This window comes from Streptomyces sp. NPDC004539 (assembly GCF_040610055.1).
GTDB lineage: Bacteria > Actinomycetota > Actinomycetes > Streptomycetales > Streptomycetaceae > Streptomyces.
On sequence record NZ_JBEXLS010000035.1, the window covers coordinates 1 to 25,752 of the forward strand.

General features: G+C 70.2%; 20 protein-coding genes. 16 read left to right on the forward strand and 4 right to left on the reverse strand.

The window, feature by feature from the left end; translation table 11 throughout:
* The first annotated feature begins 705 nt into the window (after positions 1-705).
* The 8 genes from ABZX85_RS44240 to ABZX85_RS44275 all read left to right on the forward strand — a co-directional run bounded on the left by ABZX85_RS44240 (position 706) and on the right by ABZX85_RS44275 (position 13,164).
* Positions 706-1,512: a hypothetical protein gene (locus ABZX85_RS44240; protein ID WP_355882903.1), complete on the forward strand. Its 807-nt coding sequence runs from the start codon at positions 706-708 to the stop codon at positions 1,510-1,512.
* Between the two features lie 12 nt (positions 1,513-1,524).
* Positions 1,525-1,965, forward strand: a complete 441-nt coding sequence (locus ABZX85_RS44245; protein WP_355882906.1) for a hypothetical protein — start codon at positions 1,525-1,527, stop codon at positions 1,963-1,965.
* Positions 1,966-2,051: 86 nt separating this feature from the next.
* On the forward strand, positions 2,052-2,516 hold the full coding sequence (locus ABZX85_RS44250) for a DUF1569 domain-containing protein (RefSeq protein ID WP_355882909.1): 465 nt from the start codon (positions 2,052-2,054) through the stop codon (positions 2,514-2,516).
* A gap of 1,685 nt (positions 2,517-4,201) precedes the next feature.
* Positions 4,202-5,098 (forward strand): hypothetical protein, encoded by an 897-nt coding sequence (locus ABZX85_RS44255; protein ID WP_355882912.1) that lies wholly within the window; start codon positions 4,202-4,204, stop codon positions 5,096-5,098.
* Between the two features lie 82 nt (positions 5,099-5,180).
* Positions 5,181-6,347 carry a hypothetical protein gene (locus ABZX85_RS44260; RefSeq protein ID WP_355882915.1) on the forward strand — a complete coding sequence of 389 codons (1,167 nt, stop codon included), beginning with the start codon at positions 5,181-5,183 and terminating at the stop codon, positions 6,345-6,347.
* 76 nt (positions 6,348-6,423) lie between these two features.
* Positions 6,424-9,654: a hypothetical protein gene (locus tag ABZX85_RS44265; RefSeq protein WP_355883098.1), complete on the forward strand. Its 3,231-nt coding sequence runs from the start codon at positions 6,424-6,426 to the stop codon at positions 9,652-9,654.
* Positions 9,644-12,499 carry an RNaseH domain-containing protein gene (locus ABZX85_RS44270; RefSeq protein ID WP_355882917.1) on the forward strand — a complete coding sequence of 952 codons (2,856 nt, stop codon included), beginning with the start codon at positions 9,644-9,646 and terminating at the stop codon, positions 12,497-12,499. Before ABZX85_RS44265 ends, ABZX85_RS44270 begins: the two co-directional genes overlap by 11 nt.
* On the forward strand, positions 12,496-13,164 hold the full coding sequence (locus ABZX85_RS44275; protein ID WP_355882920.1) for a hypothetical protein: 669 nt from the start codon (positions 12,496-12,498) through the stop codon (positions 13,162-13,164). Before ABZX85_RS44270 ends, ABZX85_RS44275 begins: the two co-directional genes overlap by 4 nt.
* Before the next feature lie 791 nt (positions 13,165-13,955).
* Here the strand turns inward: ABZX85_RS44275 and ABZX85_RS44280 are convergent.
* A complete protein-coding gene (locus ABZX85_RS44280) occupies positions 13,956-14,852 on the reverse strand; it encodes a helix-turn-helix transcriptional regulator (protein ID WP_355882923.1) in 897 nt (298 codons plus the stop codon).
* 174 nt (positions 14,853-15,026) lie between these two features.
* On the opposite strand from ABZX85_RS44280, the gene ABZX85_RS44285 reads away from it, so the two are divergent.
* From ABZX85_RS44285 to ABZX85_RS44320, 8 genes are all read left to right on the forward strand, one after another.
* Entirely contained in the window at positions 15,027-16,424 is a 1,398-nt protein-coding gene (locus ABZX85_RS44285) for an MFS transporter (RefSeq protein WP_355882926.1), read from the forward strand.
* A 50-nt stretch (positions 16,425-16,474) separates the two neighbouring features.
* Positions 16,475-17,242 carry a glucose 1-dehydrogenase gene (locus ABZX85_RS44290; RefSeq protein ID WP_355882929.1) on the forward strand — a complete coding sequence of 256 codons (768 nt, stop codon included), beginning with the start codon at positions 16,475-16,477 and terminating at the stop codon, positions 17,240-17,242.
* Between the two features lie 70 nt (positions 17,243-17,312).
* Entirely contained in the window at positions 17,313-17,636 is a 324-nt protein-coding gene (locus tag ABZX85_RS44295; protein ID WP_355882932.1) for a carboxymuconolactone decarboxylase family protein, read from the forward strand.
* 84 nt (positions 17,637-17,720) lie between these two features.
* Positions 17,721-18,119 carry a cupin domain-containing protein gene (locus ABZX85_RS44300; RefSeq protein ID WP_355882935.1) on the forward strand — a complete coding sequence of 133 codons (399 nt, stop codon included), beginning with the start codon at positions 17,721-17,723 and terminating at the stop codon, positions 18,117-18,119.
* A 35-nt stretch (positions 18,120-18,154) separates the two neighbouring features.
* Positions 18,155-19,171 (forward strand): zinc-dependent alcohol dehydrogenase family protein, encoded by a 1,017-nt coding sequence (locus ABZX85_RS44305; protein WP_355882937.1) that lies wholly within the window; start codon positions 18,155-18,157, stop codon positions 19,169-19,171.
* A 206-nt stretch (positions 19,172-19,377) separates the two neighbouring features.
* Complete coding sequence (locus ABZX85_RS44310; protein ID WP_355882940.1) at positions 19,378-19,707, forward strand: hypothetical protein; 330 nt, start codon at positions 19,378-19,380, stop codon at positions 19,705-19,707.
* Between the two features lie 405 nt (positions 19,708-20,112).
* Positions 20,113-20,973, forward strand: coding sequence for a helix-turn-helix domain-containing protein (locus tag ABZX85_RS44315; RefSeq protein WP_355882943.1), 861 nt, complete (start codon positions 20,113-20,115; stop codon positions 20,971-20,973).
* Positions 20,974-21,008: 35 nt separating this feature from the next.
* Complete coding sequence (locus ABZX85_RS44320) at positions 21,009-21,386, forward strand: DUF2255 family protein (protein ID WP_355882946.1); 378 nt, start codon at positions 21,009-21,011, stop codon at positions 21,384-21,386.
* Here ABZX85_RS44320 and ABZX85_RS44325 read toward each other — a convergent pair.
* The 3 genes from ABZX85_RS44325 to ABZX85_RS44335 form a co-directional block, all read right to left on the reverse strand.
* Positions 21,380-22,483 carry an XdhC/CoxI family protein gene (locus ABZX85_RS44325; protein WP_355882949.1) on the reverse strand — a complete coding sequence of 368 codons (1,104 nt, stop codon included), beginning with the start codon at positions 22,481-22,483 and terminating at the stop codon, positions 21,380-21,382. The genes ABZX85_RS44320 and ABZX85_RS44325 overlap by 7 nt on opposite strands.
* Positions 22,484-22,571: 88 nt before the next feature.
* Positions 22,572-24,764, reverse strand: coding sequence for a xanthine dehydrogenase family protein molybdopterin-binding subunit (locus ABZX85_RS44330; protein WP_355882952.1), 2,193 nt, complete (start codon positions 24,762-24,764; stop codon positions 22,572-22,574).
* On the reverse strand, positions 24,761-25,741 hold the full coding sequence (locus ABZX85_RS44335) for a xanthine dehydrogenase family protein subunit M (RefSeq protein WP_355882955.1): 981 nt from the start codon (positions 25,739-25,741) through the stop codon (positions 24,761-24,763). The genes ABZX85_RS44330 and ABZX85_RS44335 overlap by 4 nt, the downstream gene beginning before the upstream one ends.
* Positions 25,742-25,752 lie beyond the last annotated feature (11 nt).

Genomic DNA, 25,752 nt, shown 5'->3' on the forward strand with positions numbered 1-25,752 from the left:
CGTCCTGGAGGAGCTTCTGCGGCTCGAAGAGCAGCACACTCGCCCCCGCCGCCGCGAGCAGCGCGACCAGCAGCGAGAAACGGGACCAGGGAGCGGGGGGGCGGAGGGGCATAAAGCCCCTTTGGGAATTCCTGGCGGAATTCCTCGCCCCGGAATTCGCCTGGCGGCGAATTCTCTGTGGTTTATGCCGGGCCGCTGGCGCGGCCCTTGGTTTTGCGTGTGAATTTGCCTGGCGGCAAATTCTGGGTTTGTGGGTGGAGTTTGGGTTTCTGTATTTTGCCTGGCGGCAAAATTCTTGTTTCTTGTTTTGTGGGGCCGCTGGCGCGGCCTTTTCTTTGGTTTTGGGTGGTTGTGTGGTTTGTCGGAGCGCTGGTGCGCTCCGGTTGTTGACGGACTGTGGGATGTGTCGTGGTGTCATGCCTGGTGGCATGACTGGTAGTTGGGGTGTGGGATGTCGCGGGCCTGGTGGCCCGCTTGGTGTTGTGAGGGGGTGTTAGTTGGCGGATGTGTCTAGATGGTGTCTGCGTTTGGGTTGCTGGCGCCTGGCGGCGCTGGGTGGGTTGGGGTTGTCGAACGTGGCCTGTTCTTCCCTGACTTGGGGATTGTGTGGATCGGTTGTGCTTGGGCTGCGGGGTGTCTCGGGTTGAGGTGACCGCTGGCGCGTCTTGCCGTCGAGGAGTCACGGGGCGAGGGGGTGGCACGTAGGTGTGGTGCGGGCTGTGTCTGCCGCTGTCCCGGCGAGGGACGCTGTGGGAGGCCGCCTTCGCCGTACGCCCCCGTACCGACACGCCCGGCGCCGAGCAGCTGCAACTGGTCATCTCCAACCTCCTGCACCGGCTCTGGAACAGCGGCGCATCCCCGGAGGCGGTGGAGGCGGACGCTGTGACCTGGCTGCGCGCGCTCATCACCGGCTGGTCCACGCCGCGCCTGGACACCTCCTCCCCGCTGGGCACGGCCACGACGGCGCCCGGCGGCAGCGCCCTGCTGTCCTTGACCGCCTGGGGAATCCAGCACGCCGTTCGCACCGGCGAGGGGGTGCCCGAGCCGTTGACGGTGGTGCTGGAGGAACTGCTCGGTGCCGAGCCGGACGACCAGGCCCTCGCCATCATCGGCTTCGGCCTCGGCCAGCTCCGCCACTGCGACCCCGCCTGGGTCAGCGCCCATGCCGACACTCTCCTGTCCCTGGAGTCGGCGTGGCGCCCCGCGCGCACCTGGCTCATCCACGGCAGGCCCGACCCGGTGCTGCTGGCCCGACTGGACCGGGCCGGTCTGTGGCGGGCCCTGTGCGCGCCGCGCGCGGAGGGCGCCCTCGACCAGGTCTTCCTGGCCCTGTTGGAGGAGGACGAACCTCTCGGCCCTGCCGGTGCATTCCTCGCCGGGCTGGCCGGCTGCCCGGGCGGCGGCGCGGCCGTCTCGGCTGGCCACCTACACCGCCCGCGCCGACCGCGACCATGTCGCCGAGCGGGCCGCGGGCATCTGGCGCGCCGCCCTCGATGCCGGCCTGCCGGGTGACGTCTGCGCGGGGTGGGGCACTTCGCCTTCGCCGACAGCCTCGATGAGGACACGTTGCTGGAGCTCACCGCCGCCACCCTCGCCCAGCAGCCCGACCTGGAAGACGCCGACCACATCACCGAACGCGCCGCCCGCACCCCCCGCTCCCCCGCCGCCCAGCTCATCGCCGCCGCCGCTCTCGACCACGGGCCCGCCGGCGGCTACCGCCGTAGCGAGACCATCCGCCACGCAGCCACCCTCTACGCCAACGCGCCTGCCGAGAACACACCCGAGCGTGGCTTTGCTCACGAGTTTGAGCAGCGTTTATTCGCCAGTTTGGAAGGCACCGAAGCCGCAGCGGAATCGAACGTCGACCTGCGGCGTGCTCTGTCAGCCCTGGAAGCCATGCGGCCCCGCCGCTGGGGAGCGGCGGGGCCGTGGGAAGGGCGGTCCTTAATACGCCGAAGTCAGTAACAGATCTCGGCGACTTGCCCGGTCGGCATGACCCGAACCCCATGCGCAACGAAAGCCTGCCGCTTCATCGCGGCTACACTGGGGGCATGGCCACTGTCTCTGCCCCGACCCCCCTGGCTGTGCTCGTCGCGCGGCTTCATGAGCGTTTGGGGACGCCCGAGGCCGAGTTGCACGCCGCCGGCGGCTCCTTCAATCTGTCCCAGACCCTGCAGCACTGCGCGCAGACCGTCCGGTACTCCGTGACCGGGTATCCACAGCTCAAATCAGCCCTCTTCCGGGTCACTGTCGGTGCCCTCGCGAAGCGCGTCTTCCTGCGCCGGGGAGCCACCAAGCACTCCCTCGACGCAGGGCTCGACGGTGCCCCAGCCCTCGATCCGGAGCTGCCTGCGAGCGAGGCGGCCCGGCAATTCGCCGACGCGGTCGCGCTGTTCGGCGCGCACACCGGTCCGCATCCGTCGCATCCGGCGTACGGCCGCTGCACGCACGACGAGTTCGAGCGGCTGCACGCCATGCATCTCGCCGAGCATCTTCCGGGGCTCGTTGCCGTCTGAGCCGGGTGAACGGCGGCGCGGAACGCGTTTCCGACGACACAGCCCCCATCTGGGTACCGCATGCCTCCGGGGTACCAGCGAACGTGGACGCCGTCACCAGGACTGACTAAAAACCAGACCCTACGACGCCGAAGTCAGTAGGTGCGGGGGTGTCTGTTCTTGTGAACAGTGCCACCGGGCCGGTCGTTGAGTTCGGCGAGGGCCGGGGGGGGAGGTGCGGGCTTAGGACGCGGCAAATACCTGAACCATCCGGCGGAGCGCCTCATCGTCGGCCCCTTTGAGGGCGTCCACCTTTTGACCCTTCCGCAAGGCGATGAACATGGGCAGGACGGAGACGCCGTACTGGCCGGCCACCTTTGCAACGTGCCGCCCTGGTCCAGTGCGGTGATCCGGGCCGTGCGGCCTTCCTCTTCGATGCGGGCTCTGCCCAGCAGGGCCCGGGTGGTGATGCGGATGGTGAGCACCCGGGCGGTGCATGTGGCCGCGCACGCGGGCACGGTCGCTGCCGTGCTGAGGAGTGTGCTGTCCACGACGCCTGGTTCCTCTCCCCTGGAGCAAGGACCGGTGCTCTTGCTGCCGTAGGGAGTGGCGAAAGGATGCCTGTTTTCTGACATCCGGCGGCGGGCCACCGTCGGATGGCTTCCTGTCTCGGGCCGGATCATGCGGGTCGCTTCGGCCATGCGGTGGGCGGGAGGATTCAGCTCTCGCGGGCGGTGCCGGGCTGAATGCGGGGGCAATTTTTATTCGCCCGATAAAGGATTCCGAGTCGCGTTAGATTTATTCCGCCATTTCTTTTCCGAATGGCATCTTTTGCCTTTTATTGGTGTGACCCCGTGCAGAGCTGTTGTGACCCCCGAGGGGCGATGCGACGGCGGCTTGCGGTCGACAGACCCCGCGGGTTCGCTGTGTGGACGGTGTATCGGGGCCGGGTTGCTGTAAGTGTGGGGATGTGGCTGACGAGGGTTTGACGTCGATGACGGTGAAGGTGCCCCGAGGGACGAGGTCCCGCCTGGAGGCGGTGGTGTCGCGCCATCGCGCCCTGCGGCGGGAGCTGACGGGTGATGCCCGGTGGAGCGTTGCGGGTTTGCCCCGGCGTGAGGCCGATGCGGTGCGCGCTCGGCGGCGCGCGGAGGTGGCGCGGTTGCGCGAGGGGGGTTGGCTGCTGGACACGGTTGACTCGTTCGCCTTGTACGGGGTGCGTCACGAGCTGACGGTGCGCCGGTGGCTGAGGGAGTGGCCGGATGCCGAGGGTGGGGCTGGACAGATGGGGCGGTGGCCGGGGGCTCGGGACGGCGGGTATCCGGAGGCTGTGTCGTTTCGGCTTCCTGTGGCGATGGCGCGGCAGGTGTGGGCTGGGTGCTGGTCGGTCTCCGGCGAGGCAGTGGCCGCGCTGCGGGACTGGCGGGATCGGCATCCGGGGGTTGTGGTCTGCCGGGCGGGGCGGGATCGGGGTGCGCAGGAGGCGTTGGCCGAGTACGGGCGGCTGGCGGATCAGGTTATTACGGTGGGTGATGTCTTGCGGGCCGGGTTGGAGTGGGGGCTCTGCCGGCAAGAGGTGGAATCTTAGTTTTCAAACTTTAAAAGCGCTGCTCACGCCCATATTTCGTAGTTGCTTGAGCCGTCATCAAGGGCTACCTTCACATCAGCCGGTCCATCACGGATTGTAAAGATTTGGAGGGTCGGGCATGACGGTGCGGTATGAGGACTGGGGGCAGGTGCCGTGGTTCATGGCGTCGAGGACGCAGCTGCTGACGGCCGATCTTCCCCGGGAGCCGGTCGGGCGGGCGGGGGGTCAGGTGCGCACCTACCACCGCGGCCGCCGCCAGGTGGTGGGGCTGTACCGGGTGGAGTCCAGCCGTCCGACCGCCGCGTCCGCACGGCAGTTGGAGGCTGCGGCGGGCCGGCGCACGCAGGAGACGCATGTGTGCGGGGAGTGCGGTGCCTGTTGTGACCGCCCTCTCGTCGTCCGCGACGGGCACGGGCTGTGCCCGATGTGCCGACGGATGCGGGAAGTGGCCGCCTTCCAGGCGTCGTTGGGCGAACGGCGCAGGCAACTGGCGCAGTGGGCGCAGGGATTGCTGGGAGATGCCCGGCTCGCAGTGGTGTGGGTGGAGACGGTTCAGGGGGGTCACACGCCGTCGGGGCGGGCACGGCCCCTGGCGGCGGCCCGGGTGACGGCGGTGGACGGGGAGGGCAACGGTCTGGCCGACCTGGTGGTGCGGTTCGCCGGGGCACGCGGCTGCGGGGTGCCGCAGGGCGCATGCGCTCCGCCCGAAGGGGCGGCGGTGCTGGAGCGTGCGCTGGACGGCCGGCGGGTGCTGGCCTGGACGGAGGCTCAGGTGTCGGCTCTGACAAGTCGGCTGGAGGCGCTGGGGTGCCCGTTGCGGCTGTCGGTGGTCAGCAGCAGGCCGGAAGCCGACTGGGACGGGTGGCAGACATCGGTGCGAGACCGCGTCGCGCAGTGGCGCGGCCAGCTCGACCCGGCGTCGGGGATGCTGCTTCCGGCGTGGGAGCCGGGGCGGGCCGACCGGCTGCGGCTGCTCCTGACGCGAATGGCACAGGGGGCCTGCTTGGACAGGTGAGTTCGGTGTTTGTCGCTGCTCACCGTTGGTTACTGATGGGTTCGCTCGGTGACTGTCAGTGGGGGCCTCTACCGTGTGGCGGGTGAGTCTGACACAGTTCGGCCCGGTGTACTCCGGGCGGGCCAGTGCGGTCCGCGCTGGCGAAGTGGTCCTGAGCCTGGTGGCCTCGGGACTGGTGGGAATGCGCGGCTGGGCGGGGGTGCGCCGGCTTCAGCAGCCCTATGACAGAAGTCTGCAGCTCGGGCTGGACCGGCTGGCCGCCCTGTGCGTGCGGGCAGGCCGGGACGCGCCCGTGGGCGTGGCCGATCTGGTGGGCGAGTGGTGCACCGAACGGCCGGTGGACTCCTGGCCCTTGGAGTTCGATCCCGATGCGCAGGTGGGCGGGGAACGGCTCCTGATCGGTGGGGAGCCGAGCGAGTTCTGCCTGGAGTGGGCGGTCGCAGCCCGGGACGTGGTGTCCGAGGTGCACGAGAGCGCGCTGGTCAAGCACATCAAGGACACCGCGGCCCTGCTGGGGCGGCCGGAACTGTACGCACGGTGGCGTCTGTTCGTCACCGAGCACGCGGTGCTGGGGCCTGACGCGTTCCTGGCGGCCAAGAACGCGGTGCTGGACGTGCCCCAGTGGCCGACCTGGCTGGAGGAGTCGTACGGGCCGGTGACCGCGGAGGCGGCGGCCGACGGGCGGGTGGCCGTGTGCGGCGGGTGCGGGCAGTGGATCGCGCCGCGGGCGGACGGCCGGGTGCGGTGCCGGGTGTGGCGATGCGTGCAGCGGCACGACCTCCCGGAGCCGGACCGGGTGGAGGCACGGGGAGCCCGGCGGCTGGAGCCGGAGCTGGTGCGGTTCGTGGCGCTGCCGGGCCGGCCGGAGCTTGATCTCGCGCGGCGGCTGGCGGCGCGGGGGGCCCGGGTGGTGCTGTATCCGAAGCTGGACGCGCTGGACCTGGTCGCCGTATGGCCCGGCGGTCACAGCATCGGGGTGGATGTGAAGGACTGGCACAGTCCCTATCTGCTGGCCCGCCGGATCAAGACGTTCCCCCGCTGGGGCGCCGGTGACCCCCACGCCTACCGCAAGGGGTATCTGGTTGTTCCGCGCGACCGGCTGCGCGCCAACCGCGGCTACATGAGGATCCTGTCGCAGCGCAGCGAGGCGCTGAAGGCGCAGCCCCATATCGAGGTGGTCTGCGACGACGATCTGGTGGCGTCCTGCCCCGATCTGGGTGTGGCGGGGGAGGTCGTCTGTGGCCCGTGATCGCAGTGGTTGGTACAGGCAGCTGGGGCAGAAGCTGCGGCGGGCGGCCAAGAGCAACGGTCTGGGCCGCGTGGACGTGCGGCTGGTGGCGTCGGTGGAGCTCGGGCTGGTCGCGCTCGGGTCGTGGGCCGAGGGTGCGGCTGCCCAGGATGCGTGGGCCCTGATGGGCGGTTACGACTTCCGTACGCGCCGGCAGCGGGTGGTGGCGGCGCCGTCGGTGCTGCGGTGGCTGGTGGGCGAGCTGAAGAGCCCGACGGCCTGGCACAAGGCCCTTGAGTCGTATCAGGCGTTGCCGGAGCTGCTGCGGCTGTTCGACGTGAAGGACCCGTCGCGGCCTCCCGTGCGGCGTCCGTCGGTGGCGGTGGCATCCGACCGGGACCAGGTGTACGCGCAGGCGCTGGCGGCGCTGCCGGCTCACCGTGAGCAGCGGGTGCGGCTGGTCGAGGAGGGTGTGCGCTACCGCATGGGGCGCGGGGACGCCAGTGTGGTGGTCCCGGAGGGGATGAGCCCCTCCCCTGCGCGGCGGCATCGCGCGGGGCGGCGGCGCAAGCAGGTGACCTTGCGCTGGTCGGCGCTCACGGCGACCGCCGACCTGATGGACTCGGTGGACGCGCAGCTGGGTCTGCGCAACAACTGGCGCGGGCGGATCGACGACCTGTATCTGCTGGTGCGTCAGAGCGACGGCCGGCTGCGGAAGTCGAAGAAGCTGGTGCTGGCGGATGTGATGCACGTGGTGGGCATGCCGGCCGTCGGCAAGACCACGCTGATCACGGTCGCAGCGGTGTGGGCGTGTGCCGAGCCGCACCGCAGGCACACGCTGACGGTGGTCCTCGGGGATGTCGTGTCCGTTCTCGACATGGTCACCGCGCTGTGCCGGTACGGGGTGAGGGCGGCGCCGATCCTGGGGGCGGCCAACCGCGGCCGGCACCTGCAGCAGGTCCACCGCCCACCACACGCGCAGGCCCGGGGCCTGGAGCTGCTGGAGGATCCCCGGCTGCGGTGGATCTCCACCGAGTGCGTGCTGCAGGGGCTGGCCGAGCTGACCGAGCCGCTGGCACTGAAGGACGCCCCCTGCGCGCACCGGCTGCGGCCATGGAGCGGCGAAGGGCCGGACCAGCAGCAGCTGGAGGCGGCCGTGGGATGTTCGCTGCTGCCGGTGTGCGGGCGGCACGAGGCGGCGCGGGAGCTGGTGGATGCCACCGTGTGGGTGGCCACCCCCGCCAGCCTGATGCACTGCCGGGTGCCCGAGCAGCTGTCGCGGCACGACCTGCGGTACCTGGAGCTGGCCTGGCAGCGCAGCGACGCGTTCGTCGTGGACGAGGCCGACCGGGTGCAGATCCAGTGGGACCAGGCGTTCAGCCCCTCGCAGGCGCTGGCCGGGCCGGGCGAGGACGCCTGGCTGGACGAGGTGCGGCCGCTGTTCGAGCGGCACATGCGCCATACCCGCGGCCAGCACCTGTTCAGCGAACCGGTGCGGGACTGGTCCGTCGACATCAGCACGGCCGGACTGCTGGTGACCCACCTGCGCAATCTTCTGGCCGAGCACAGCCACGTGCGGGAATGGCTGAGCCAGGGCTACTTCAACGAGTGGCGGCTGGCGGTGGGACTGGCCGGCGAGATCTCCCGCCGCCCGCGTCCGGCGCGCCAGAGCGGCAGCCAGCGGCGGGGGCAGCCGGCGCTGTGGGACTCCGACGAGGAGTGCCGCGCGCGGTGGCTGGCGGTTTTCACCCAGTGGCTCGACGACCCGGCCGGTCGCTACCCGGGCGCGGATACGTCCGTTGCGTTCCTGTGTGATCTGACCGCACGCGGCTACCAGCCGCCCGGCCTGGTCACCCAGGACCTCGTGGCGTGGCTGCGCGGCCAGGACGACGTCGTGCTCGTCGGGGAGCAGGCGCTGGAGCGGCTGGCCGTGCGGTTTCAGGTCACCATGGTGGTCGCGTTGCTGGCCGAGAAGCTGGCCCTGCTGACCCGCGCCTGCTGGGAAGTGGAGATGGAGACCGGTCTGGAGGCCATGGGCTCCAGCCTCGTGCACCGGCCGCCCGCGGAGTACCTGCCGCTGGTGCCGGAGTCTCCCATGGGCAATCTGCTGGGCTTCCAGTACCGGGAGCACGAGGGGGAGCTGGAACAGATCGGCACCCTGTCGTTCTTCCGCTGCTCGGGCATCGGCCGCTGGCTGCTGCTCAACCTGCCGCACCTGTATGAGGACGCGGCCGGTGAGGAGGATGCGGGGCCGGCGTGTCTGCTGCTGTCGGCCACCAGTTGGGCAGGGAACTCCCCGCGGTACGACGTGCAGGTTCCCGTGGCGGGCATCCTGGCCTCCCACACCGGTGACCGGGTGCCCCTGCATCAGCGGATCGTGCTGAAGTACCTGCCGGTCAAAATGCAGTCCTCCAGCGGGGCCGCGTACGCGGTGACCGTGTCGGGGAAGCAGGGCCAGGACCGTCTGGAAGCGCTGCGGGAACTGCTGGCGGGACTGTGCCGGCAGCAGGCGGGGCTGCGCGGGCCGCGCAAGAGCCGCCTGGAGGAGATCCGCGACGAGCTGCCCGAGGGGCGGCAGCGGGTCCTGCTGCTGGTGGGCAGCTACCGGGAGGCCGAGGAAGTGCTGCGGCACCTGATCAGGATGCGGCCCGAATGGGCGGATCAGGTTCTGCAGATGGTGCCCGACGACGACTCCGGCAGCCATCACTGGAGCGGGCAGACCATCACTCGCGGCAACGTGCACGCGATGGCCAAACAGGACGCGTGGATCCTCATCGCGCCTCAGCTGGCCATCGAACGCGGCCACAACATCCTCAACGACAGCCACGTCGCCGCACTGGGAGCCGCGTTCTACCTGGTCCGTCCGCACCTGCACCCCGAAGACCTCAGCTACCACGTGCAGACCATGAACCGGTGGGCGGTGGAAGAGATCCGCCGCGCCATTCCCGCAGCCGGCCCCGACACGGCGCTGGGCGAGCGGGCGAGAATGTTCCGCGAACTGGCCCGCCGCACCTGGCTCGACCTGCTGGAGGGCACCCTGCAATACAGGGCGACCGGGGCCCACTCGGCGCAGCGGCGCGCCATGGACTGGACGAACATCGTCCCGCTGGACCAGATCATCGGCCGGATGCTGCGCGGCGGGGCCACGGCCCGCGTGTACTTCTGTGACGCCGCCTTCGACCCCTCTCACGACGACAGCATGCTGGTCGGCATGCTCGACGCCCTCAACGAAGCCCTCGACGGCCCGGACGAGGCGATCGCCTCACCGCTGTACCGGCCCCTTCGACAGTCCCTGCACACCCTGGTGGAGCAACACCGTGCGCTATGACTTTCTGCAGCCCCTCTCTCTCGTCCTTAAGTCTTTCGCCGACCATCGTCTGGCGCGGTACTGGACGTGTGAGTTTCCCGCGAAGTGGGCGCAGCCCCTGCGCGAACAGGTCTTCAGGCCGGCCACCGCGGACGGCGAGAGCGAGGAGGAGAAGCGGGGCATTCCCCTGTGGGCGGTCAACGGGGCGATCGCCGCGCTGATGCCGCAGGTCCTCACCCACGACGCCCGCGCGCGGCGGGGTGAGATGTGGCTGGCCTGGGCTGCGGACGCGGACGAGAAGACACCGGACCGCGCCCTGCTGGTGGAGTTCGTCAAGGGCGGGCTGATGGCGGCCGCGATGCACCGCAACCAGCTGGCGCAGCGCCGTGGGCGCCCGCCGGTCATCGACATCGCCGCCCTGGCCGGCGTCCTGGAGACCTTCCGCGGGCAGGACCTGAAATTCACGCGCAAGACCCTCGACCTGGGGCCAGGCGCCGATCCGGAAAGCTCGGACTACTCGCTGGTGCCGCACGCGCTGGCCACGCACCTGTGTCTGACGGACTGGCACGTCGTCCACGGCAAGCCGGAATCGGACCCGGCAGGGGAAGCGGCTGAGGAGGACACCGACGACGAGGACGGGGACGGCGGCGAGGACGGGACGGCTGCCGGGCCGAGCGAGGATGAGGAGGAGGGGGTGACGGCCCGGGTGGTGCACACGACCCGGTGGCGGCGTACGGCCGCCCGGGGCGGCGGGGCGGAGCTGGTGTCCTGGCCTCCGCATGTGTACGTAAGCAAGGGCGAGAGCAAGGTGCGCTATCCCTGGTCCTACACGCTGCGCCTGTCGGTGCAGACCAGAGGTCTGGAAGAGACGGCGCAGCCGCGGCTGCACGTGCGGGTCGGGATGCGCCGCTGGGCCCGGTACAACGTGTTCGATGCGAAGCGGAACATCGGCGTGCACCTGTTCTCCCCCTCTCCCTGGGCGGACGCCAGCAGCCCGTTCGGGCTCGCCTCCATGGCCTGGCATCCGGGACCGGCCGGCAAGAAGCAGGGGTTCATGGGATGGGCCGACGATCTGGTGCCCACGCTGAAGCGGCTGGGCTCGTTCGACTTTCTGCCCGATCCCGCCGGACTGGCCCACGACCCGCTGGGCTTCCTGGAACCCGGCACCGGCGACGACGGACTGCCTCGGGAACCCATCGCGGGTGTCCCCTACCGGCCCGGGCTGGGGAAGAACACCGGACACGCCGTCGGTGACGGCGTGTCCGCCAAGGACAAGTGGCGCATCTTCAGCCAGCTGGTGCCCGCGCTGGCCGGCTTCGCGGTGGCGGACGAGCCCCACGTGCGCGTGCCGATTCCCTCCCGAGTGCGCCCGACCGCCAAGGAGTTGCTCCGGATCGACCGCGGTGCGCTCGCCACAGCCGCCGGAGAGCGGGTCGAGATCGTCCTGTGGTGCGACACCACCACCATGCGCGACGAGGCACTGAACGCCGTCGCTCTCGCGCTGGAACTGCCGCTGGACGTGGCGGACCAGCCAGGGCAGGTGCAGACGTGGCGGCAGACGTTCGCCCTGCCCGAACTCGAAGTGCTGCTGCGCGTGGAGCCGGTGGGCGCGATCGCCGACGATCTCGAACTGGACGAGAAGATCAAGCGCCGCGGCGACCGGCTCAAGGACGCCGGTATCAGCCGCCAGGTACAGGTCCGCAGCCGGCTCGGGCAGCCAGCCCCCGGGGTGACGTCCCGGTTCGTGCTGGTGGAGATGCGCGGTGCCGACGGATTCGCCTCCGTGGACCACGACCCGAAGATGACCGTGCGGGCCGGGGCAGCCACCTGCGGGGCCGTCACCCAGAACCTGCTGCCGCCTGCCGCGGCCGCGCCGGACGGCGACGACGACACGGAGGCGGAGAGCGCGAAGAGCCAGCGGGAGCGCACCCGCAGGGCGATCGGTGACCTGCTGATCCGCCAGAGCGGCCTGATCAGGCCCCCGGCCCAGCAGGGCACCACGGAGCATCAGCTCACCGACGTGGCGTGCCTGGGGCTGTGGGTGGTGCGCCGCACCGGTGACTTCAGGACTGTCATGCCGCTGGCCGTGGCGAGCGTGCCCGACCGGCCGAACGTTCTGGTGCGTCTGCCCCACTCTGGCTGGGTCACCTACCATCAGGCCTTGCTCCTGCTCGCCGGCTGGAACCGTCCGCGTACCTTCGAGGGTCCGGAGATCCAGGAGTTCTTCGCCGACTGCGTGGCCGAGTCCTGTGACGGCGGCGATCTCGCCCTGTTCACCCTGGCCCAGAACATCCGCTCGGACTGCCCGGCACTGACCAACCCGAAGCTGGTCACCGACCGGCTCGCGTTCCACCCGGACCGGCCTCTGGACGCCGACCGGTACAAGGGGCTGCGGCACATCCGGCTGCGCACCAACGTCCGTGACGAGAGCGCCCAGCACTTCGCGTACGGCAAGGCCGGCCCCAAGGACCGGGTCGGCGTGGGCGGCGGGCTGTGGGCCAGCAAGGACAACGACCGGCTGTTCTTCGCCACCGCCGACAAGCCCAACACCGCAGGGCCCGGGAGCCCGGGCGGTTCCCGGCTGGAAGCGCATCAGGGCAAGAACCGTGCCAAGGAGACCGTGTGGAAGGTGGATACGTGCAAGGACGTGTGGAATCCGCAGCTGCTGGAGCTGCTCGTGGCAGTCAAACAAAGTGACGACCCGGCTGCGGCCTGGGCGGCTCTGGCCCATCAGCGCCGCTCTGCGGCCGCGCACTTCGCCGATCCTGTGACGCTGCCCATCGAACTGCACCTGGCCTACAAACTCGGCAGCGCGCTGCTCCCCTCCCACCAGCTCGAACCGATCGAGCAGCCGGAATCCTCATGACGCCGCCCTCACCGCCCACGCCGCACGGCGAGCAGCCGGGCGGTGCGGGCAAGCATCTTGAGGGCCTGAACGAGCGTCAGCAGACTTACCTGGACGTGCTGTTCACCATCGACCAGGACAACGAGAGCGCGCAGACCCGCCGCTGGCACGCCACCCGGGAGCGGCAGCCGGCCGAGCAGTGGCGGTGGATCACCTACGGTGTCGACCATCCTGCTGCCGAGGCCACACCGGTCCAGCAGCAGCTGGGCCGGCGTCACGTGCTCGACGCGGGCGCCGGTGCCACACTGGCCGCGTTGCAGCGCCGGGGGCTGATCGAGCTGAGACGGGTGGCGCAGGACACTCCGGCCGGCCCCGTCTGGCACACCCAGCTCCGGCTCACCCGCGCCGGGCGGGCCGCCGGGCGGGCCCTGCAACCGGCATCCGCCGGGCAGGCACCCGACCCGTCGCTGCTGCCCGAGTGGCTGCAGGCAGCACTCGAGGCTGTGGCCGACGCCCCCGGACAGGCCCTCGCCAAGGTCGCGATCGGGCGGGTGGCGGCACGCCGTCTCGGCCCGGGCGGCCACGGCTACATCGAGGACGCCAGCGCCTGGCAGTACCGCCTCACCCCGGCCGGCCGGGCCTACCTTGCCGCACATTCCTGTGGCGCACCGGACGAGAGCGACTGACAGCAGGAGTTGGGCCGGCGGCATCGCACGGTTACTAGGATGGCGTCCACAGCACGGTCACAGGCCCTTGGCAGGACAGGGGACTCACGACTCGACGATCCCGAGGAAGTTGCGTCGCGCATGTCTTTGCAGGTGGTGTACGGCGAGAGCCGGGATCGGATCCGCGCCTCGTTGCTGGCGGAGCAGCTGCGGGAAGTGGCCAACGAGGGAACGGTGTACCTCGGCTATCCGGTGCCGGCCACAGCCGACGAGACCGTCGAAGTCGATGCCCTGATGGTCAGCCAGGCACACGGCCTGGTCGCGTTCTTGCTGCCTGACTCGATCCCCCGATGCGGCGGAGTGGGAGGACGCGCAATCCCGTCAGGACCGGCTCTACGACGTGCTGGACAGCACCCTCTGATCCAACCCAGTCCGCCCAGGCGCGGGCATGAGTCATGTCCGCCTCCCACAGCTGGTTGGGCTGCCTCGCGGTGAAGTTTCCGGTCGACCAGGTTCGGTGGCCGACGGCTCCGCAGTCGGCGGGCCGACTTCGTTCGCATCTCACGCGCGTTTTACGCCGACCCAGACAGCCTCAGCACCCGGCAGGCGAACCCTACCCGAGGCCCTTGTCTCTGAGGTACTCGATCACCTGGTCGACCTCGTCCGAGGACGGTCAGATTCCGCTGCAAAAGCGCGCTCGCAGCCACCTAGATGTGGGCGGTCATGTGGCCGATGGTGGCGAGGAATTCGTGGTCGATGAGTTTGATATCAGCGAAGTATCGGCAGCGGGCGGCATAGGAGGAGACGCCTCTTCAGGGCGCGGGCTGCTCGGCCGAGGTGCTCGGTGTCTCGGCGCGGGTCGAGCTGTTTTGCTGAAGCCTAAGGAATGCGGGGGCGTGAGGCGCGGTGGGGGCGAGAGTGTAGGTGACGATGGTTAGCCCCTGGTCAGCGGGGACTTCGAGAGCGTCGTAGTCGAGGTCGAGGTCGCCGACGGCGGGGTGGTGGAAGTGCTGTTGCCCGCTGCGGTAGTACTCGACGTCGTGCGCCTCCCAGCGGGAGGCGAACTCGGTGCTGTGGGAGGCGAGTTCGTCGACGAGATCGGCGAGGTCGGTGTTGCCTGGCGTGCGGGCGGCTTCGGCGCGCAGGCTGCCGACGGCGTCGTGGGCGATGCCGTCCCAGTCACGGTAGAAGCGACGTGCCCGCTCGTCGAGGAAGACGAAGCGGGCCAGGTTGGGGGGTTGTTCGACGGTGTCGAGGGCCTCTTCGTACAGGGCGCGGGCCAATTGGTTGGTGGCGAGGACGTCCAGGTGGGCGTTGCGCGCGAAAGCGACGGCGCCGGTCATGGCGTCGAGGACCTGCTGGATGCTGTCGCGTACGTGCGAGGCGCCGCCGTCTCGGTCGGCGGCTCGGTTGGGGGCGTTGGCGGCGCGGACGAGGGCAGCGAGGTGGGCGCGTTCGACGTCGTCGAGCTGGAGGGCACCGGCGAGGCTGTCGAGGATCTCCTCGGAGACACCGCCTACATTGCCGCGTTCCAGGCGGGTGTAGTACTCGATGCTGATCGCGGCGAGCTGAGCGACTTCCGAGCGCCGCAGCCCGCTGACCTGTCGGCGCCCGCCGAAGTCGGGCAGGCCGGCCTGCTGTGGGGTGAGGCGGGCACGTCGGCTGGTGAGGAAGGTGCGGATGTCGTCGCGGACGGTGTCGGTCGGCACGACCTCAGCCTAGGACACACCTCGGCAGCGCAGGACACAGTCGGCCACGGGGGTCCCTGCCAGTACCCCTCCTAACAAGGACTCCCAGGTCAGATGGGGTGCGTGGTTCTGTGGATGGGTGGCCCGGGCAAGCAACCCCGGTAACTCCCTTTCAAGGAAGGATCACGCACTGTCATGCCTCTCACCGCTTCCTCGCACCGGTCGTCGGAGGCGGGCGTGCCCGGAGCCAGCCGCCACGCCACCGCGACGCTGGCGGCCGCCGTCCTCGGCTTCTTCGTGATCACCCTGGACGCGACGATCGTGAACGTCGCCCTGCCGTCGATCCGTGACGCCCTGGGCGGCGGTATCACCGGCCTGGAGTGGGTGGTCGACGCCTACACACTGATGTTCGCCGCGCTGCTGCTGTCGGCCGGTGCCCTGTCGGACCGGATCGGCGCACGCAAGGCGTTCGCCGGCGGCCTGAGCCTGTTCATCGTCGCCTCGGTGGCGTGCGGGCTGGCCCCGTCGCTGCCGGTCCTCATCGCCGCGCGCGTGGTCCAGGGCATCGGCGCGGCCGTCACCATGCCGACCTCCATGGCCCTGGTGCGCCAGGCATTCCCTGACCCGGACCGCCGGGCGCGCGCGGTCGGAGTTTGGGCGATGGGTGGTGCCATCGCCGCCGCCGCGGGCCCGGTGCTCGGCGGCCTGCTGAGCCTGGCCTCCTGGCGAATGATCTTCTGGATCAACCTGCCGGTCGGCATCCTCACCCTGGCCCTGTTGGCCCGTACCCCGCACTCGCCGACCCGGCCGGCCCCGTTCGACTGGATCGGGCAGATCACCGCCATCCTCGCGATGGGCGGCCTCACGTTCGGCGCAATCGAAGCCGGAGCCGCCGGGTTCACCGCGCCGCAGGTGCTGGCCTCGCTCGGTATCGCCGTCGTCGCGCTGATCGCATTCGTGACCGCGCAGGCGAAAGTGGCCCACCCGATGGTGCCGCTCACCCTGTTCCGCTCCCGGACCGTGGTCGTCGCCACCGGCATCGGGTTCGCGTTCATGGTCGGCTTCTACGGACTGCCGTTCCTGTTCTCCCTGTACTTCCAGCAGCAGCACGGCCTGTCCGCGCTCGGCGCCGGACTTGCGTTCCTGCCGATGATGCTGCTCAGCGCCAGCCTCACCCCGTTCTCCGCCCGGATCGCCGAACGCACCGGCCCGCGCGTGCCGGTCATCGCGGGACTCCTCCTGATCGCGGCCGGATCGATCGCCCTGGCCGCGGTCCCAGCCTCGGTGCCCGTGTGGGTGACCGCGCTGCTGCTGATCCCCATCGGCCTGTCCGGGCCCCTGGTGATGCCGCCGACCACCGCGTTGCTCCTTGAGCACGTTTCCGCAGACCAGACCGGCACCGCCAGCGGCGTGTTCAACACCAGCCGCCAGATCGGCGGAGCCCTCGCCGTAGCGGTCTTCGGCGCGCTGCTGTCCGCCTCGGCCGGCTTCGAGCACGGCCTGCGCATCAGCCTCCTGCTGGCCGCCGCCGTGGCCCTGGCCGCCGCGCTGGCCGCCCCCCGCATGAGCGCCGCCCGGCGCGGCGACGCCTGATCCCCCGAAACAACACCGGCAGACATCCCTACCGAACAAGCAACGGAGCCATGTCGATGAGCAAGTCGTTCGCAGACAAGGTGGCCCTGGTGACCGGCGCCGGCGCCGGAATGGGCCTGGCCACGGTTCGCGCCTTCGCCCATGAGGGCGCCGCCGTGGTGCTGGCCGATACCGACGAGGACGCCATCCGCCAGGCCGCCGACGATCTGACCGCCCAGGGCCACCGGGCGCTTACGGTCGTGTGCGATGTCGCCGTGGAAAGCGAGGTCGCCGACCTGGTGAAGCAGACCGTCGACGCCTTCGGCCGTCTGGATGCCGCTTACAACAACGCCGGTGTCCAGACACTCAACGTGGAGACCGCCGATGCCGACGGCGCCGAGTTCGACCGCGTGCAGGCCATCAACCTGCGTGGCGTGTGGAACTGCATGAAGTACGAACTGCGGCAGATGCGCGAGCAGGCAAGCGGCGCGATCGTCAACTGCGCCTCCATCGGCGGCCTGATCGGCATCGCCGGCCTGGCTCCCTACCACGCCTCCAAGCACGGAGTCCTCGGCATGACCAAGAGCGCCGCCCTGGAGTACGCCGCCCGCGGCATCCGTATCAACGCCGTGTGCCCCGGCATCATCAACACCCCCATGGTCGAGCGGATGACCGCCACCGACCCCGACGCGATGGACGCCCTCCTGGCCCAGGAGCCCATCGGCCGCCTGGGCCGCCCCGAAGAGATCGCCGAGGCAGTGCTGTGGCTGGCCAGCGACAAGGCCAGCTTCGTCATCGGCCACGCCCTGGCCGTGGACGGTGGCTACACCATCCAGTAGCCCCGACCGACCACGCACTGCACTTCTCTGTCCTGCCGACCGGGCGGGGCTCGACCGCAAGGGAGCAACCATGTCCAGCAACGAACAGCCCTCCGGCGCGGCCAAGATGTTCGGCGACTTCGCCCCGCAACTGGTCCACTTCACCGACGACATCCTCTTCGGCGAGGTATGGGAACGCCCCGACCTCGCCGCCCGCGATCGCTCGCTGATCACGGTGGCGAGCCTGGTCACCAGCGGCAGCGCCGAGCAGTTGCGCCACCACCTGGGCCGCGCCAAGGACAACGGGGTGAGCGAGTCCGAGCTGATCGAGGCCATCACCCACCTTGCGTTCTACACCGGCTGGCCCCGCGCCATGACCGCCATGGGCGTGGCCAAGGACCTCTTCCGCGGCTGACCCGCCCCCGTCGGGGCACCCCGACAAACCGGGCCGCGCATCGGCGCGGCTCGCACAAGCACGGCACAAGCAAGGAGCCACCCCTTGGAACTGCTGAAGCGGCCCGCCACCCTCAAGCTGCCGGAGGAGCTATTCACCGGAGACGCCTGGGCCGATGTCATCCACCGCGGCGAAGAGCCGTCGAAGCTGCGGGCGAACGCGGTGCACTTCGCACCCGGGGCCCGCACGGCCTGGCACTCCCACGCAGTGGGCCAGACGCTCTACATCGTCGAGGGCATCGCCCTGATCCAGTCCCGCGGCGGCAGGATCCTCGAAGCCCACCCCGGCCAGGTCATCTGGACCCCGCCCAGCGAGGAGCACTGGCACGGTGCCGCCCCCGACCACTTCATGACCCACCTCGCCCTGTGGGAGGGCGACGACGTCACCTGGCTCGACCACGTCACCGACGCCGAATACGCCGGCCCCCGCGGCCGCGACCTCTGACCCACGCCTCGAACAGCGGCAAGGAGGGCCCCGCCATGCGCGTAGCAGTTCTGTACGGACCCAAAGACGTCCGCGTCGAGGAACGCGACATCCCGAAGATCCTCAAGTCCACCGACGCCGTGATCCGCACGTTCGCCACCTGCGTGTGCGGCTCCGACCTGTGGGACTACCGCGGCATCAACCCCGCCAAGGACCCCGCCCTCGTCGGCCACGAGTACGTCGGAATCGTCGAGGAAGTCGGCAGCGAGGTCACCACGGTACGGCCGGGCCAGTTCGTCGTCGGCTCCTTCTTCGCCAGCGACGGCACCTGCCCCAATTGCCTCAACGGCTACCCCAGCAACTGTCTGAACCGCGAGTTCGTCGGCGGCTGTCAGGCCGAGTACGTCCGTGTCCCGCTCGCGGACGGCACCCTGGTCGCCACCCCCGAACTGCCCACCGTCGCCCAGGTTCCCGACCTGCTGGCCTGTTCCGATGTCATGGGCACCGGCTGGTGGGCCGCCGTCGCCGCCGGGGTGCGGCCCGGTGACACGGTCGCCGTCGTCGGTGACGGAGCCGTCGGTCTCTCGGCCGTGCTGGCCGCCCGCGAGCTCGGCGCCGAGCGCATCATCGCCATGTCCCGCCACGAGTCGCGCCAGAAGCTGGCCACCGAGTTCGGCGCCACCGACATCGTGGCCGAGCGTGGTGACGAGGGCGTGGCCCGCGTCAAGGACCTGACCGGCGGCATCGGCGCAGACCGGGTCCTGGAGTGCGTCGGTACCGAGCAGTCCACCCAGCAGGCCCTCAACTCCACCCGGCCCGGCGGCGGCGTGGGCATCGCTGGCCTCCCGCACGGCGTCACGCTCGACGGCGCCGCCCTGTTCTACTCCCACGTCGCCGTGCAGGGCGGCCCCGCTCCGGTGCGCCGCTTCCTGCCCGACCTCGTCGACCGCGTCATGACCGGCCGCATCAACCCCGGCCGCGTCTTCGACCTCACTCTGCCCCTGTCCGCGGCCGCCGAGGGCTACCAGGCCATGGACGAACGCCGCGCCATCAAGACGCTTCTGCGTCCCTGAGAGGTCGTTCGTGTCGGTGCTTCGACGCGGTGGCGAAACCCACGAGAGGAGGGGGAAAGCAGATGAAGACAAGCGAGTTGCACCGCGAGCTGGCGCCCCTGCTGGCGGCTTCACTGATGGTGACGTTGATGTCCTGCAGCTCGGACACCTTGTCTGACGCAAGCTCTGCGCGGAAGGGTACGCCCAACCCGTCACACACGGCTCCTGTGCCCGGTCGCACGTCCGGTGTCTCGGCCACGGCCATCGACAGGCCGATCACTGAGGAGGACGTGATCGGCGTCTGGAGCAACCACCGAGACACCGAGCTGCACCAGCAGATCCGGTTCACCAGCGACCACGAGTGGCACGAGGATCAGCACGGCACCCGGAACCTCTACCACGGAACTTGGGAGATCACCGGAAAGCGGACGGTCATGCTCCACGACTGGGAGGAAGAGATCCGCTTCTCGCCGGACAACTACAACGAGTTCACCGTGGTCTCCTTCGACCACGTGCTCACCAAAGACCGGAACACCGCCGCGGCGCCGTCCCAGTAGCCCCGTCCAGTGGGCCCTGCCCCGTCTTCGACCTCACCCTGCCCAGCCGTTTCCGGCAGCGGCGTTCAAGGTCATGGAAAAATCAAGGAACTCCCCAGGCATCGCAAAACCGCCAGCTTATGGGCGCGTCCTGGAGTCGGGGAGACCCTGCGAGTACCCCGCCCAACAGGCTCTCCCCAGGGCCTGAGAAGCGCTGTTGCATAGCGGTGAGCACACCGTGAGCGCGCGGCGCGTCTCCGCCGGGGGGGCCGTGCTGTGACCGCTCGCCTTGTGAACGAAAGGCATCGGACAGATGGCACTCCCCTGCTTCGCGATCCCGTATCTGGCTGGTTCTCCCAGAAATCCAGCTTTGGTTCCGCAGCGTCTGCCCAGCGTGGGTGTCCCGGGTCCAGAGGACGGCCGTTGATGCCCAGGGAACGTGCCAAGGAACTTGCGGCCTTTCTCAGGGCCCGGCGCGATGAGCTGCGCCCGGAAGCGGTGGGCCTCATGGTCTGGGACGAGCCGCGTCGGGTGCCGGGACTCAGGCGAGAGGAAGTGGCTGAACTGGCCGCGATCAGCACGGACTATTACAGCCGCATCGAGCAGGCGCGTATCGCGGTCACCCCGAGCGTGCTGGCAGCCGTTGCGTCCGCGCTGCGACTCGACGACACGCAACGGCACTACGTCTTCGGTCTGCTCGACCAGGAGACCAGAGCGGCTCGGCGGCCCCGGACCCAGTGCGTGCAGCCCCAGCTACGACGGCTGCTGGACGGGCTGACGGCCATTCCGGCGCTCGTCCTGGGCCGTTACATGGACGTGCTGGCCTGGAACCAGCTGGCGTCGGTCCTGGTCACCGACTTCGCGAGGATCCCGCAGACGGAACGCAACTGGGTCCGGCTGATCTTCACGGATCCGCGGATGCGGGAGGTGCACGCCGACTGGGAGGACGTGGCCCGGCAGGCGGTGGCTCAGCTGCGGATGGAAGCCTCGGCCAACGTGGGCAGTGCCCGGCTGGAGGCGCTGGTCGACGAACTCGCCGAGCGCGATGCCGCCTTCCGTGAGTGGTGGTCGTCGTATCAGGTGGCGGTCGAGGTCCGCGGTACGACCATGCGGCATCCCGTCGCGGGAACGCTGGAACTGGAGAGCAGCACCCTGGCCAGCACGATCGATCCGGACCAGCGGCTGGTCAGCTGGACCGCGCGGCCGGGCAGCCGCTCAAGCCACCGTCTGTGGGCTCTGGCGCAGTTGCCGACCGATGCCCCACTCGGCGCTCCGGTCGCCGCCTGATCCGGAGCCCCGAGACCAAGAAAGGAACGATGAGCATGACAGGCTGGAGCTCCCAGGAACTGTCCCGCATCGAGAACGCCGACGAACTGGAGATCGCTCCGCTGCGTGCGGACGGCACCCACCGCTCTCCGACGCCGATCTGGGTGGTCCGAGTCGGCGACGACCCGTATGTCCGTGCGCACCGCGGCCGGACCGGTGTCTGGTTCCGTGCCACGCAGCAGCGCCACGAGGGACACATCTCCTCGGGCGGAGTGAGCAGGGACGTCACCTTCGTCGACGAGCCCGATCCGGCGCTCAACGAACGGATCGACGCCGCCTACCGCAGCAAGTACGGCCGCTACGGGGCCCGTTACGTGGATCCCATGGTCGCGGACGCCGCACGGGCGGCCACCCTGAAGCTGGTCCCTCAGTAGGACGTACGGGCGTGGATGGGGCCGCTGGTGTCCGCGAGCGGCATACCTGGGCGCCCGCGGGTGTGAGCGATGATCTCGGCGACGATCGAGATCGCGGTCTCCTGCGGGGTGGCGGCTCCGATGTCCAGGCCGATCGGCGCGTTCAGGCTCTTGAGTTCGCCGGGGCTCACGCCCTCCGCCCGCAGCAGGTCGAGGCGGTGTTCATGGGTGCGGCGTGAGCCCATGGCGCCGACGTAGCCGACATCCCGCCGCAGCGCGTCCCGCAGCAGCGGGATGTCGAACTTGGTGTCGTGGGTCAGTACGCAGACGACGGTGCGCTCGTCGGTGGAGGTGTGGGCGAGGAAGCGGTGCGGCCAGTCGGTGACGACGGCGTGGGCGTGGGGGAAGCGGTCGCGGGTGGCGAAGACGGGGCGGGCGTCGCACAGGGTGACGTGGTAGCCCAGGAAGCGGCCGGCCTGGCTGAGGGCGTCGGCGAATTCCACCGCTCCGAAGATGAGCATGTCCGGTGCAGGGCGGCAAGTGTGGACCAGGGCACTGGCGGGGGCGCAGTGCGGGCCCGCCGGGGCGTGGACAAGGCTGCTGGTGCCGGTGCGGTGGGCGGCTGCGGCGCGCGTGGTCAGTTGCGGAGGAACCGGCAGCTGCGGGGTGAGGGTTCCGTCCGCGGGCAGGGACAGAACGCGGCCCGCCAGGTCGGGGTCGGCGGTCTCGGTGATCTGCAGCAGCGCGACGGTTCGCTCGTCGGCCGCAGCGGTCAGCGCGGTGGCCAGAGGGGCCTGGTCGGCCGGGTGGATGGGCTGCACATACACGCTGATGCTGCCGCCACACATCAGCCCCGCAGCCCACGCGTCAGTGTCGGAGGAGTCGAAACGGGCCTGTTCGGGCGCGCCGTTCTCAGCGAGCAGCCGACGACAGAGTTCGTAGACGGCGCCGTCCACGCAGCCGCCCGAGATGCTGCCCGCCACGTTGCCGTCGCTGTCGACCGCCAGGGAGGTGCCCACGGGCAGCGGGGTGCTGCCCGTGGCGGCGGTCACGGTGGCCACGGCGCAGGGGCGGCGGGTGCGGCACCAGTGGGCGAGGGTGGCGGCGATGTTCAGCACGTCAGGCTCGTCTCGTATCTCGTACGCGGTGCCTCCTGCCGTCCCGGCTTCGGGGGCGTGGCCGTTGACGGCAGGAAGCGATCAGGGGTTACAGCAGGGCGTCGAGGGTGATGGGCAGTTGCCGGACGCGTCGTCCGGTGGCGTTGAAGACGGCGTTGGCGATGGCCGGGGCGACACCGACGTGCACCACCTCGCCCAGCCCCTTGACGCCGATCGGGTCGACGATGGGGTCATTGCCGTCGAGGAAGATGGCGCGCAGGTCACCGATGTCGGCGTTGACGGGAACCAGGTAGTCGGCGAGGTTGGCGTTGGCGATACGGCCGTCGCGGTGGTCGGTGACGGAGTGCTCGAGCAACGCGGTCCCGATTCCGCCGACCATGCCACCGAGGGCCTGGCTGTCGGCGAGGGTGGGGCTGATGATGCGGCCGGCGTCGTAGACGCCGAGCAGGCGGCGAACCCTCAGGAGCCCCAGGTCGCCGTCGACCGCGACTTCGGCGAAGGTGGCGGCATAGGCGTACAGGGAGTGGCGTTTGGCGCCGGTGGGCGGGGCGAAGGTGCCGGTGGCCTCCAGGTGCGTGCGCCCATTGCGCACCAGCAGCTGCTGATAGGTCTCACCGCGGGCGGGCTGATCGGTGAGGTGGAGGCGCCCGGAGCGTACGACGACCTTCTCGGGGTCGGCTTCGTGCAGTGGGGAGTCGGGGTCGCTGACAGCGAGGTCGATGGCGGCGCGGCGTACGGTGTCGCAACCGTCCTGGACGGCGGAGCCGACGCTGGCCATGGTCTGGGAGCCACCGTGCGGCGGGGTGGGCGGCATGGTGGAATCGCCAATCCGGGTGTCGATGCGCTTCAGCGGCAACCCGAGAGCATCGGCGGCGACTTGGGACAGGGAAGTGTAGGTGCCCGGCCCCATGTCGCTGGCGGCCGCCTCGACGCGGGCCGTGCCGTCGGCCTCGAGCCGGATGCGGGCCTGGGCCCGGTTGCGCAGCGTGTCGTAGACGCCGGCGGCCATGCCGAGCCCGATCAGCCAGTTGCCCTCGCGGCGGGAGCGGGGCCTGGGGCTGCGTCGGTGCCAGCCGAACTCCCAGGCGCCGGTGGTGTAGCACTCGGCGAGACGCCGGGTGGAGAAGGGCAGGTCGTTGGACTGGTCGGCGTCCGGTTCGTTGCGCCGGCGCAGTTCGATGGGGTCGATGCCCAGCTGGTGGGCGAGTTCGTCGACGGCCGACTCCAGCGCGAACGCGGCGGTGGCGTAGCCGGGACCGCGCATGTAGAGCGGGGTGCTGACGTCGAGCGGGACCTTGCGGTAGCTCTGGCGGACGTGGGGGGTGGTGTAGAGCATTTGCCCGCTGCTCAGCACCGCCTCGGTGAAGTCCTCGTAGCGGGAGGTCTCGGCGAGGACGTCGTGGTCGGCGGCGATCAGTCGGCCGCGGCGGGTGGCGCCCAGATGCAGCCGATAGCGGTACGCGGGGCGGTAGCCGGTGTCGAAGGCCATCTGCTTGCGGGTGAGGACCGTCTTGACCGGCCGCTCCAGAACGTGGGCGGCCATAGCCGTGACGGTCACGTGCGGCCAGGCCCGCAAGGCGCTGCCGAAGCCGCCCCCGACGAACGGGGAGATGACGCGGACTTGGGCGGTTTCGAGGCCGAACACCGCGGCGAGTTCGGTCTGGGTGCCCACCACCCACTGCGTCTTGTCCCGCACGGTCAGCTCGTCGCCCTTCCAGGACGCGATCGTGGCGTGCGGCTCCATCGGGTGGTGGTGGTTGCGGGCCAACTGGTAGGTGGCTTCGAGCCTTATGGGCGCGTTGGCCAGCTCCTCGACCGGGTTGCCCCGCTCGTAGGTCCTGGCCGTGCCGGGCTCCCCCCGCTCCAGGTCGGTTTCGGCGGGCCGGATGTCGTAGGACACACGCAGGAGGCGGGCGGCGTGCTGGGCCTGCTCCAGGGTGGTGGCCACGGCGACGGCGACGGGCTGGCCGTGGAAGTGGACCTCGTCGTCCTGGAAGACGCGCAGCCGTCGGCCGGGCGGGTTGTTGCTGCTGCTGTTGTCCCGGTAGGGCAGACGCGGCGCGTTGAGGTGGCTGATGACGGCGAGCACACCGTCCAGCGCGAGCGCGGTGTCGGTGTCGATTCCGGTGATGCGGCCGCGGCTGACGGTCGCGTCGACGATGACCGCGTGCACGACACCGGGTACATCGTGTTCGGCACTGTAGGTGGCGGCACCGGTGACTTTGGCGCGGCCTTCGACCCGGGAGACGCGGGCGCCGACGGCGGCGGACGGCTGGCTCACAGAGTGCCTCCGATCTCGGTCAGCTGCCGCTCCACGGTCCGTGTCAGGAGCGGGAGTTTGAACCGGTTGTGCTGCAGCGGGCGGGCACCTCGGGTGGCGTGCCGGGCGGCCTCGGACCACAGGCCGGGCCGGGGCCGCTGCCCGACCAGGGCTTCTTCTACGGCCTCCAGCCGCCACGGCACGGTGCCCACACCGCCTGCCGCGACGCGGGCGGTGGTGATCCGCCCGCCGGTGAGGTGCAGGGCCACCGCCGCCGAGGTCAGAGCGAACTCGTAGCTCTGCCGGTCACGGACCTTGAGATAGCCGGAGGCGAGCGAGCGCGTGTGCGCGGGGATTTCAATCCCGGTGATCAGCTCACCCTCCTTGAGCGCGTGCTCGCGGTGCGGCGTGCTTCCGGGCTTGAGCAGCAACTCGGCCAGCGGCAGGCGGCGTTCGCCGTCCCGGCCGCGCAGCTGGACCACCGCGCCGAGCGCGACGAAGGCGACCGCCACATCGGACGGATGCGTGGCCACGCAGGAGTCGGAGACGCCCAGGATGGCGTGCATGCGATTGTAGCCGCCGAGGGCGGCACAGCCCGATCCCGGTTGGCGCTTGTTGCAGGCGGCGCTTACATCCCGGAAGTAGAAGCAGCGGGTGCGCTGCAGCAGGTTCCCGCCGATCGTGGCCATGTTGCGCAGCTGCGCGGAAGCGCTGGCTTCCAGAGCTTGGCTGACCACCGGGTATCGGCCGCGCACGGCAGGATGCGTGGCGGCCTCGGCCATGGTCACCAGGGCGCCGATGTGCAGGGCACCGTCCTTGGCGGGACGGATCTCCTTCAGGGGCAGGGCCGTGATGTCGACGACCTCGTCGGGGCGTTCCACGGTCTCCCGCATCAGGTCGACCAGTGTCGTTCCGCCGGCGATGTACCGAGCGCCTCGTACCGCGGCCCGAACGGCCTCGGGGACGGTGGTGGCGGAGTGGTAGGCGAAGGGGTGCATGAAGGGGGCCT